General features: G+C 66.4%; 11 protein-coding genes. 3 read left to right on the top strand and 8 right to left on the bottom strand.

The window, feature by feature from the left end:
• Positions 1–2: 2 nt before the first annotated feature.
• Positions 3–1,298, bottom strand: coding sequence for a type VI secretion system baseplate subunit TssK (tssK, locus tag ACEOAB_RS00385; RefSeq protein WP_495653820.1), 1,296 nt, complete (start codon positions 1,296–1,298; stop codon positions 3–5).
• Positions 1,299–1,552: 254 nt separating this feature from the next.
• Positions 1,553–2,071 (bottom strand): type VI secretion system lipoprotein TssJ, encoded by a 519-nt coding sequence (gene tssJ, locus ACEOAB_RS00380; RefSeq protein WP_056588232.1) that lies wholly within the window; start codon positions 2,069–2,071, stop codon positions 1,553–1,555.
• A gap of 129 nt (positions 2,072–2,200) precedes the next feature.
• Between tssJ and ACEOAB_RS00375 the strand changes: the two genes are divergently transcribed.
• The 3 genes from ACEOAB_RS00375 to ACEOAB_RS00365 all read left to right on the top strand — a co-directional run bounded on the left by ACEOAB_RS00375 (position 2,201) and on the right by ACEOAB_RS00365 (position 5,454).
• Positions 2,201–2,608, top strand: coding sequence for a TssQ family T6SS-associated lipoprotein (locus ACEOAB_RS00375; RefSeq protein WP_056588235.1), 408 nt, complete (start codon positions 2,201–2,203; stop codon positions 2,606–2,608).
• A 70-nt stretch (positions 2,609–2,678) separates the two neighbouring features.
• A complete protein-coding gene (gene tagH / locus ACEOAB_RS00370; RefSeq protein WP_495653354.1) occupies positions 2,679–4,658 on the top strand; it encodes a type VI secretion system-associated FHA domain protein TagH in 1,980 nt (659 codons plus the stop codon).
• The gene (locus ACEOAB_RS00365; protein ID WP_056588241.1) at positions 4,651–5,454 is read left to right on the top strand and encodes a PP2C family protein-serine/threonine phosphatase; all 804 of its coding nucleotides are present in this window, start codon (positions 4,651–4,653) and stop codon (positions 5,452–5,454) included. Before tagH ends, ACEOAB_RS00365 begins: the two co-directional genes overlap by 8 nt.
• A 25-nt stretch (positions 5,455–5,479) precedes the next feature.
• Here the strand turns inward: ACEOAB_RS00365 and ACEOAB_RS00360 are convergent, their stop codons facing one another.
• The 6 genes from ACEOAB_RS00360 to ACEOAB_RS00335 are packed head-to-tail and all read right to left on the bottom strand — an operon-like array spanning position 5,480 to position 10,778.
• Positions 5,480–5,860 (bottom strand): DUF4150 domain-containing protein, encoded by a 381-nt coding sequence (locus tag ACEOAB_RS00360; protein ID WP_056588243.1) that lies wholly within the window; start codon positions 5,858–5,860, stop codon positions 5,480–5,482.
• A 15-nt stretch (positions 5,861–5,875) separates the two neighbouring features.
• Positions 5,876–6,520, bottom strand: coding sequence for a DUF3540 domain-containing protein (locus ACEOAB_RS00355; protein WP_413750272.1), 645 nt, complete (start codon positions 6,518–6,520; stop codon positions 5,876–5,878).
• Positions 6,521–6,573: 53 nt separating this feature from the next.
• Positions 6,574–7,623 (bottom strand): pentapeptide repeat-containing protein, encoded by a 1,050-nt coding sequence (locus ACEOAB_RS00350; RefSeq protein ID WP_082571949.1) that lies wholly within the window; start codon positions 7,621–7,623, stop codon positions 6,574–6,576.
• On the bottom strand, positions 7,620–8,861 hold the full coding sequence (locus ACEOAB_RS00345; protein WP_495653353.1) for a pentapeptide repeat-containing protein: 1,242 nt from the start codon (positions 8,859–8,861) through the stop codon (positions 7,620–7,622). Before ACEOAB_RS00345 ends, ACEOAB_RS00350 begins: the two co-directional genes overlap by 4 nt.
• Positions 8,800–10,329, bottom strand: a complete 1,530-nt coding sequence (locus ACEOAB_RS00340; RefSeq protein ID WP_495653352.1) for a DUF2169 family type VI secretion system accessory protein — start codon at positions 10,327–10,329, stop codon at positions 8,800–8,802. Before ACEOAB_RS00340 ends, ACEOAB_RS00345 begins: the two co-directional genes overlap by 62 nt.
• Before the next feature lie 17 nt (positions 10,330–10,346).
• The gene (locus tag ACEOAB_RS00335; protein ID WP_056588254.1) at positions 10,347–10,778 is read right to left on the bottom strand and encodes a hypothetical protein; all 432 of its coding nucleotides are present in this window, start codon (positions 10,776–10,778) and stop codon (positions 10,347–10,349) included.
• Positions 10,779–10,789 lie beyond the last annotated feature (11 nt).

The raw sequence follows: 10,789 nt of genomic DNA, 5'->3' as shown, positions 1-10,789 counted from the left end.
CCTCACGGACGGATGGCCCAGAACTCCATGGCCAGGCCGGGAAAGTCACCGGCCAGGTGCATCGCCACGCCGCCGGACTTTTCGAGCTGTCGCCACATGTCGCCGCTCTTGTCGAGTTCGAAGTAGTGGTAGCCCGCGTTGTACGGAATCTGCCGCGGCGCCACCGGCAGCGGCCGCACCACCACGCCCGGCAGCTGCAGCTGCACGAGGTCGCGGATGCGCTCGACCGAGCCGATCTTCACCTGCGTGGGGAAGCGCTGCTGGATGGCGTCGGCCGGCAGGTCGGCATGCACCGCGAGCACGAAGCCCGCGTTGCGCACCAGCACCGGGTCGGGCATGCGGCCCACGCGCACGCCGTGGCTGCGCTCTTCGAGTTCGATGGCGATCGCGCTCTGTTCGAGCACCGCCGACAGCGAACGCCGCAGCTCTTCCAGCAGCGGGCGGATGCAATCGTTGAGGTTGTCGTGGTCGTACACCGGCCACAGCACCGGACGGCGTGTGGGCGAGGTGTGCGTGGCCAGGTGGCAGGCCAGCTTGAGCCAGTCGACGAACAGTTCCTCCGGGTGCACCTGCACGGCCTGCTGCGCGTGCCACGTGAGTGCAAGATACCGATTGACCAGTTCGAGCAGCAGGAAGTCGGAGACCTCGCTCACGCCGCCACGCCCCGGTTGCGACAGCCGCGAGGCCAGTGCCTCGGAGCGCTGCGTGAGCAGGCCGTGCAGTTCCGCGATCATGCTCCGAAGCATCGCGTGCGCCGAGGCATCGAGCACCGGCGGAATGTAGTTGGCATCGACCACCAGCTTGTGGTCGGTGCGGCGCTCGATCACGCGCACCGCGCCGATGGCCTGCCACTCCGCGGTGAGCGAGGAGGCGCGCGCCAGGCGCAGGCGCGGCGAAGCGAGCTGCAGCACGGCAGGACCGAGCGCAACGGCATTGCCGTCGTTCACCTCGCGCTCGATCACACCGAAGCGCGCGGCCGAGCCTTCGTCTTCCGAGAAGATGACTTCTTCGCTGCCCGGCCTGCGCAGCGGCAGCGCGAGCACGATGAGTTCGTCGGTGAGGTCGTTCGGTACTTCGTAGGGCAGCGGCGCGTCTTCGGCGCCGAACGAAAACGGCGTGCCATCGGGCATCACGCCCGCGCCGCCGAGCAGCGACACGCGGCCCAGTGCGTACGCGTCACGATCGATCTCGAGATGCAGCCAACCCCAGTAGGCGCCTTGCAGGCCTGCGGTACGCCGGGTCACGTACTGCTCGACATAGCGTTCCATTTGCTGGAAATGCTGCGGCCGCAGGTACATCCCTTCGGACCACACCACGCGATTCGCCAACGCCTGCGGAAGGGCGCCGTTCTTTGCGGCGCCCGGATTGCGAACTGTCACCAAAAGACCTCCTGGGGAGTGCTCACGTCGAAGCGGAAGATGCGCTGAGGAGCGGCCTCCCGGTCCACTTGTTTTGCTCTTGATGCTACACGGCGCGTCTTACGTTTTGCACCGCAATTCGCTAGCTAATTTCTCGCACTTTCGTACTAGAAAATCAAATTTTTGAGGAGAAATTAACGACTTGGTAGCAACTCGATGCCCGTCTTGCGGATGGCGACCTGCACGGCCTGCTCGCTCGGCGAGAACTGCCACACCTTGTACAGGTTGGTCTGCTTCGGCTCCTTCAGCGGCAGCACGATGCGCCAGCGCGCGGCCTCCAGCTTGCGGTAGCCCGCGATGATGCCGATGGCGCGCGAGTCGAGTCCCGCCTCGCGCTTGAACACGCGCTCTTCGCCGCTGCGCATGATGGCCTGGTCGGCGTTCACGAGCTCGGTCATGAGCGTCTCGCGGTCACGGTCCTGTAGTGCAAAGTAGTCTGCCGTCTCGAAGTTACCGGAAGATTTCAGTTCGAAGACTTTGACAAGGATCGGCGCGGCCTGGCCGCGTCCGTCGGGGTTGACGCCATCGTCGATCTTCACGGTGATGGCGTAGGGCGTGGGCATGGACTTGGCCGTCGATGCGCATCCACTGATGAGGCCCGCAAACAACGGTGTGGTTGCAAGTGCGCCTTGTAGCAAGCTTCGTCGATGCATTGAATTCTCCCCGGGGGTTCGCGGCCTATATTATCGAAGTCGTGCGCCTTTACGATGGCGCATAACGTGCATGTCGCAACACAGCGGCACACTACTCAAGCATTGCCTTTTGCAAGGTAGGAGAGAAGATTGAAGTCATGTCTGCCTGCTCTGGCGCTCGCTCTTATGGTGATCGCGGGTTGCACGACCACACCACCGCCCGATCCCGCACCGCAACCCGAACGGCTGAGCCAGCAGGTGGCACGCACCACGCTCGAACGCGCGCAGCAGGCGTATGACGAAGGCGACTATGCCAAGGCCGTCAACACGCTCAAGAGCGGCGGCGTGTCGGTGTTCGACGCCGCCGAGCCCGCTACGCGGCTCGATGCGATGAAGCTCGAAGCCTTCAGCTACTGTGTGGCAAACCAGGTGCCCGAATGTCGCACGCAGTTCCGCAAGATCCTCGATGCGTTCCCGAGCTTCGAGCTCAACGTGGCGGAGCGCAAGCATCCGGTGTGGGGGCCTGCGTTCGAGGCCGCCAAGCGAATGAAGCGCTGATGAAGAACACCGCGGCCCTGCAGCCGCTGCTGTTGCTGCCGAAGCGCGGGAAGACGAACACGGAGAAGCCATGCTCTGGACAGTGATCGAACATGCGGGCAGGCCGGTGGCCGCGGGGCCCTCGGCATTGCTCGCGGCGCCCGGCGGAACGATCGGACGCAGCCCCGACAACCACCTCGTGCTGCCCGACGAACAGCGCCAGATCTCGCGCCTGCAGGCCACAGTGCGCTTCGACGACGACGGCGTCGCGGTGCTGCGCAACATGAGTGCCGTGCTGCCGATCAGCGTGAACGGACGCTCGCTCGCGCATGAGCAGGAGGCGCGCGTGGCCGATGGCGACCGCGTGGCGATCGGCAGCTATGTGCTGGAGGCCGCGAGCCCGCTGCGTGCGCCGCCCGTTGCGCCGCCCGTGACGGCTGCAGCACCGGTGCAGCCATTGCAGCCGCTTTCGATGGCAGCACCGCCGATGGCCGCGCCCGTGTCGGCGAGCCCCGTCGATGCGTTGCTGCCGTCCTCCGGCGCATCCGACGTGTTCGCCGATCTGTTCGGCGAAGGCGCGCTGCCCATCGGCGACACGCAGCCCACGGTGGCAATGCCAACGCCGCCGCGGCAGGCGCCCCCTCCGGCTCCAGCACCCGTGGCGGCGCCGGCGCCCAGCGAATCTTTCGCAGCGCCCCTGCAGCCATCGGCACCGCCGCCACCACCGCCCCCGCCAAAGACAAGCCCGAGCCTCGCCTCGTCGCAGATTCCTTCCGCTGCGGACTGGGACGCCATCCTCGCCAACGCGCCGCGCCGTGTCGACAGCACGCCCGCGCCAATGCCCGACCCGATGGCGCACGAGCCCTTCGAGCTGCCGTCGCAGGCGCGCCGCAACCCGGTCGATCCGCTTGCGGAACTGAACCCGGATGCGGCCAACGACATGTCGGACATGGCGCTCAAGCGCGGCGTCGATCCGCTCTCTTTCTTCGCGGCCGACGAAAGCGCGCACTCGCCGCTGAGCGATCCGCGCCCAACTGCGCTGGCGCACACCGATCCGCTGCTGCCGGGCGACACGCATCCCGCGCTCGACCTGCTGCAGAACAACAGGCCAGCCGTGCAGGGATACAGCCAGTCGAACCATGCGCGCGAAGTGGCGGCACAGTTTCGTCCGCCGAATCCCGTGGCGATGCCAGCGCCGGCACCCGCACCTGCGCCCGTTGTCGAGCCGGTGAAGGTGGAGGCACCGCCGCCTCCGCCGGCGCCCGTTCCGCCGCCTCCAGCGCCTCCGCCACCGTCCCCACCCGTCGTGGTGCAAGGGAGCCCGCCCGCGCCGCCGCCTGTCGTGGCTCCGCCGGTGGCTGCCGTGGTCGCGGAGCCCGCTGCTGCGCCCGTCGCGACAGCAGCGGCAGGAGCGGCAGCAACGCAGCAACCTGCGGCGCAACAACAACCTGCAGCCCCGTCCTCCTCGTCGGAAGCCCTCTTCAAGGCGTTCCTCGAAGGCGCCGGCGTGCCCGAGGTCACCGGCCAGCAGCCGCTCGACATCGAGGCCATGCAGCGCCTGGGCCGCATCATGCGGGCCTTCACCGACGGCACCATCGACCTGCTGTCGTCGCGCGCCATGCTCAAGCGCGAGGTGCGCGCCGAGATCACGATGATCGTGGACGAGGAGAACAACCCGTTCAAGATCCTGCCCAACGGCCGCGCCGTGCTGATGCAGATGTTCGGCGCGCGCATGCCCGGCTTTCTGCCGCCCGAAGCGGCCGTGCACGATGCGCTCGGCGACCTGCAGTCGCACCAGCTCGGCATGGTTGCCGGCATGCGCGCCGCGCTGCTCACGCTGTTGAAGCGCTTCGATCCCGCAGCACTGAACAGCGCCACGCCACACGACGGAGGCCTGGGCGAGAAGCTGCTGCCCGGTGGCCGCGAGGCGCGCCTGTGGCGCGAACTGCAACAGCTGCACACCGAGACCACCGCGGCCGTCGAGGACGACTTCCAGGCCGTCTTCGGCCGGGCCTTCCAGCAGGCCTACGACAAGGAAATGGAAAGATTGAAGGAGGCGCGCCGTGCTTGAACTCACCCGCGCTTTCGCGGTGCCGATATCGACCTCGCAGTTCTCCTGCGTCGGCGAGCGCAGCGGCAACCAGGACGCCATCGGCTACCACCTCGACGAATACAACGCCTGCTTCGTCGTCAGCGACGGCGTGGGCGGCAACGCGGGCGGCGAGCTGGCCGCACGCCTTGCGGTCGACACCGCGCTCAACACCTTCGTGCGTAACCCATCGGTGGAGCAAGAGGACATCCAGCACGCCGTGAAGGCCGCCAACGATGCCATCCTTGCCAAGCAGCGGGAGCTCGCCGACCAGAGCAGGATGAGCGCGACCATCGTCTCGCTGTTCGTCGACCGCACCAGCGGCCAGGCCTGCTGGGCCCACGTGGGCGACAGCCGCCTCTACTGGTTCCGCCGCGGCGCGCTGATGCAGCGCACCGAAGACCACAGCCTGTCGGAGCGCTCGGGCGAAGCGGCACTGGGCAACGGTACCAATGGCGGTGAACGCCTGGTCAAGACCAACCTGCTGTACCGCGCGCTCGGTGCCAGGGCCGCGGTGGAAACCACCGTGTCGACGCCGCAGCGCCTGGCCGACGGCGATGCGTTCTTGCTGTGCACCGACGGCTTGTGGCAGCTCATTTCGCAGCAGGTGATGGAGCGTTCATTGCAGCTGGCCGACAGCGCCGAAGAGTGGCTCGCGCTGCTGCGCCGCGCGGCCGAGGCCAAGGCCGACGAGTCGCGCGACAACTACTCGGCGCTGGCGGTGTGGGTGGGGTTTCCGCAGCAGGTGACGCTGGCGGGCACGGCCAGGCCCGTCTGACGATCGCGGGAAGCGGCGCGCTTTCTCAGGGCGCCAGCATCAGCACCTTGAACTGGCTCGGCACGATGCGCATGCCGACCATGTTGCAGCGGTTCTGCATCGTGATGCTGGTCACGCGGGTGGCCGGCGTGCCCTTGAGCAGTACCGTGAACGCGCCGGTAAGGTGACGCGATTGCTGCATGAAGGTCTGCGACACCACGCCGCCCAGCGCCCCAGGCTGATCGCCCAGGGTGATTGGCGTGGTCGTAGCCATGTTGTGTGCCGGCATCGCCATGAAGAGGATGTTCCAGGCGTTCGGTACGGCCATCGGCCCGAGGGCCATGTTCGGAAATGGAATGGGCACCGGCGTCTTGCAGACGTCGGGGAATGCCATGTCCATTCCCATGAGCTGACAATTGGCAAACATCTGGTACCTCCTCGCTTAGCCCATGTGGATCTGAGCCGCGTCCACCTTCACCAGCTCCTGGCCGGTGACCATCGTGTGGTGGCCATGAATGCGCACCGTCTCGCTGGCCTTGTAGTCCATGTGGCCCGCACGCACCTGGTCGACTTCATCCGTCAGGCGTAGCGTCTGACGCGCCATCTGCACGATGCGATCGGCCACGGTCTCGAATACCTTGCCGACCAGCCGGACGCTTCCTGCCGCGGCCTGCACGGAGCGCGTCACCAGCCGCAGTTCACCGATGTCACACTCGCCCTCTTCTGCCTTGAGTACGAAGCGCTTGTCCGCGCGAAGCCTGAGTTCCGAGGCACTCGCGATGGTCACCCGGCCGTTGCCGGTAGACGCGAAGGTGACGTCGCCCGCCGCCTCGATGCAGCTTGACGACGCATCGGCCTGCTCGATCACGGCAATCAGGTAGGCTCGCGCGCTGTCGGGACCGGACACCAGCACGGTATCGCCGCTGGCCGGTTTGAGCAGGCAGCTCGCCGCGCGCCGGCAAACCCAGACAGCACCCTGCTCGTCATCGACGGTGACACGTCCATCCGGCAGCAATGCGGCAACCACCCCTTGGAAGTGAACCGGAGCCGTCAGCTTCGAGGCTTTGCGCAGTGAAACGACTGACATGAAGATCTCCTTGTTTCGATGGGTCAACAGTGGAACGGACAGGCCTGGCAGCATCAGCGCAGCGGAAGGATCTCTTGAGCCTTGAACAGCTCCGGATCGTTTTCGATGATGCCAGCGCTTCCCGAGAAACGCGCATCTGCGCGCGCGGCCCGATGAAAGCGGGTGCGCAGGAAACGTGCATTGCGCAAATCCGCGTCATGAAGTGCGGCATAGGAAAAATCAGCATCGTGCAGGTCCGCGTCGCGAAAGCTGGCACCCTTCGCCTGCGCGCGATGGAACACGCTCAGCGGCAGGCGCGAGCGGCTGAAATCGGCACCTTCGAGTTTGGCGTCGGCCCAGATCGACTGATCGAAGATGGCATCGCTGCAATTCGCTTCACGCAGATCGGCCTCCGGGAACATCGTCTGGGCGGCATCCACTGCGCTGAAGTTCGCCTTGGCAAGCGCGGCGCCCTTGAAGTTGCTCTGGGTGAGCACGGCGCCGCTGAAATCAACACCTGCCATCGCGCTATCGGTGAACTGGCAGCGCAGGAAGGCGGTGTGCGGCAAGCGCTGACCTTCGAGATTGCACTCCATCAAGATCGAGCCATCGCATTGGACCTGGGCGAACTCCACCGTGCGCAGATCCATGCGAAAGAACATCAGGTGCAACAGCTGTGCCCCACGGCAATCGAGCTGATGGACCCGTGATTCGGTGATGACGATCTGATCGCAAATGCTGGGCTTCAACACAGCATGCCCGAGCTCGCATCTGACAAAAGCCACGCGCTCCATCTGCGCTTTCCCGAAATCCGCGTGAGCCAGCGAAGATTCGAAGAAGTTGGTGTCCTGCATGAACGCGCGGCCGAGTTGCGCGGCCTCCAATCGACACCGAAACACGCGCACGCCTCTCAAGCTGGCCGCCGACAGGTTGGCTTGATCGAAGTTGCATTGCGCCAGTGAACTGTCGTCGAGGCTGGCGCCACGCAGATTCGTCCGGCTCAAGTCGACGTGCTCCATCTGTGCCCCCGACAAGTCGATGCCGCTGAGGTCCTGACCCGCGAGACTCGCTTTGACTACCGGTTCGCCATGCCGAATCTTGTCCAGAAGTTCTTCCACTGTCATCGAACCGGCTCAGTCTTTCTTGCAGGCAAGGTCTTGGCTCCCTGGGTGTAGGCGCCGATGAAGGTGGTCGAACCGTCGATGGCGGCCTGTGACACGTCGGCGCGAAACAGATTGGCATCCTGCAGGCTGGCAAAGCGCAGGTCGGCCTTGGAAAGATTGGCGTCGATGAGGTTGGCACCGCGCAACGAGGCTTCGCGCAAGTCCGCGCGAATGAACAGGCTCTCGCCGGCATGCAATTCCTCCAGCCGCGCGCGCCGCAGGTCGCACTCGGAGAAGTCGCAGCCGTCAAGGCGTGCCTTCGCGAGGTCAGCGCCGACCAATATGGCGCCGCGCAGGCCGCACTGCCTGAGCGAAGCGGCGCAGAACACGGCCTGCACCAGGCTACAGCCATGGACGAAGGAACAGGTGACGAGGCTGGCCTCGGTGAAGTCGACCCCCTCCTGCGCATCGACGGCGACGAAAGCACAGGCGTTCAGCGAGGCGCGTACGAAGGATGTTCCCTTGAAGCTGCACTCGACCCAGCTCACCTGCTTGAACGCGGCGTCGTCGAAAGCGATGTCTTCCAGTGCCAGCTTGACCATCGCCATTTGCTCCCAGTGCGAGCCGCGCGCATCGCAGCGCGCCCATTCGCTTTCGAACAGATCGGCTTGCTTGAACGCGGCCTTCGCCAGCACGCAGGAACGAAAAATGGTCTTGCTGCAACGCGTCTGCACGAAGCTGGCCGCCGTGAAGTTCGCCCCTTCGCATTGCGCGCCGCCCAGATTGGCCTCGTCCAGCCGCGCATCGGTGAGCGAAGCCCGGACAAGCCGCGCCCGCGCAAGCACCGCGCGCGTGAAGTTGCAGCCATCGAGCCGCGCGTCGCTGAAGTCGACGTCTTCGAGGTTCGCTCCCGTGAAGTCGGCACCGCGCAGATCCAGACCCGAGAGGTTGGCACCGACGAAGCTCATGCCTGCGAAACGACGCTCACCGCTGGCTGCGGCCTCGAGACGCCGACGCAGCCGCCTGGAGCGCAGGCTGCTGGCCGGCGGCGCCGGCTCGAGCAGGTGTGCGCCGTAGAGGTGCCCCATGCGCGCGCTGCGTCCGGCCTGCTCGCGCAGCCGCGCGCTATCGGCGGCCTCGTCGGATGTGGGGGGTGTCCGGCGCTCGCGCGCCGCGTCTTCCTCGAGACGCGCGAGGTCACGCAGCAGGCGGTCCGGGTCGAACCGGCGCTGCACAGGCTTGCCGGTCCGCGACGCCACCTCTGCCATGGCCTTGTCGATGCTCGCCTTGATCTCGCCGGACAGCTTGTGCGGATCTCTGCGACAGCGGCGGGATATCGATATCGGGTTGGATGGCAGCGGGCATCCCGTGTGCGACGGCCTGAGCCCGGCTCTCGGCGCTGCGGGCAAGGGCCGCCTCACGCATTTGCTCGAGGGCTCGATCGGCCTTCTCGGCGAAGTCGGGCAGATCGTCCGCGGAGGCAGGCGGCCGCAGATCCGGTTCGGACTGGGGCGGCAGATACTGCTCGGGATCCAGGCCCTGCGCCAGCAGACGGGCACGCATGCGTTCGCGCTCGCGCTGCCGGCCTGCGTGCAGATTGCGCGCCAGCGGAAGCGAGGCGATATCGGGCATCTGGTCGCCTGCCCATGGCCCCATGATCGCCTTGGGGACCAGGTCGCTGTCGCGCAGGACCAGCACCGCCTTGGCTGGATCGATGCGCTGCTGCAGCACCTGTTGGTAGTGGGCGAGCGGCCGCGGCTGCCCGCGCAACTCGAGCGCGGGCATGACGTGCTTGACGTCGGCCGCGTCATCCTCTGCGATGGGCGATGCTCCGTGCCAGACCAGGATGACGCGCTCGACGTGCGGAAAAAACCAGGCCGTGCTCAGGTGCAGCGAAATTTCCGACAGCGCGCCACCATCTTTGTGAAAGCTGGCGAAGCAACGCGCCTGCCAATCGGGCAGCTGGCCGCGCATCACCGGCTGCCGAGGGTGCATGTTCCACAGTTCGTAGGCGGCGCCCGGCGGCAATTCGCGCCGGCCGGGCAGGCGCTGGTCGGGAGGTGCTGCATTGAAGTAGCGCCAGTCCATGTCATCGGCGAAACCCGGGTACTCGTGCTGCAGCCACTGCTGGTCGTAGGCGCGCCCCATCAGCGCGAGCCGCTGCGGCCGATCGGGGGGCACGGCGCCGAAACCCGCAGGCACGATGCGCCGCCCGGGTGCGTCCTGACGCGCGCCGGGCAACTCGACATTGGGAAGCCGGCGCGTCTGTACGCCGTTGATCGTTTCATCGAAGCTGCCGACGCCTTCCGGGTTTTCGGACTCGCCCGGGCCGCCATAGGCATGTGCCCAATCCAGCCTCAAGCGCTCGAAAGGCTGGGGAGGCGTAGCGCGGCCGTCAAGCCAGTAGCGATCACCGCTCACCAGCAACGACTTGGCCTGACCATGGAAGACGGCCTGGGCCGCGCACAGTGTCTTGTCGTCCTGGTGCGCCGTGTACGCATAGCCGCTGACCAGCCACTCCGGCTCGATCTTGGGCACGCCCAGGTCCAGCACGTTGCCAGGCCCAATCTCGTCCGCCGCCAGCTTCCAGAGATCCTGGTCGGGCATCAGCAGCGGCTCGGGCGCCAGGCTCGCCATCGCGAAGACCGAGACGCCCAGCAGGTCTTGCCGCTGCCGCCGGAAGGGCCGCGTGAGGATGCTCAGGCGAAAGGGCTTGATGGTCTTCATGGGGCAGCGGACCTGCTTCAGCGCATCGGCTGGTCGATGGCGATCTCGCGCGAGACCGGATCGAAGCGCAGCTTCACGGAGCGCCCCGGGGCGAAGTCGGCGAGCTTCACCGGACTGATCGGGGCGTCCAGTTCAGTCTGGTAGGCGGGCAATCCGCCCTCGGGCTGTACCTGGAGCTTGAGCCGCACGATGATATAGATGCGCGCGACCCGAACGCCCGTGTCATAGCTCTCGAGCACCATCGCCACGGCCGGCTGGCCCGTACGAAGCACCCGCTCGGCGCGATCCGCACCCATCACGTCGCGGTTGACCGCACTCTGCACATGCATCACGCGCAAGACATGGCGCTTGCCCAGCGTGATCATCACGAACGCCAGCAGCGCGACGACAGCGATGGGGACAATCAGATACCAGTACTTGGTGAACCACACGGCGAAAAGATCCAACATGCGCCCCCGTC

The organism is Variovorax sp. Varisp53 (assembly GCF_059491555.1).
The sequence above is the reverse complement of the archived record's forward strand: the minus strand, read 5'-3'. Positions and strand labels throughout refer to the sequence as shown.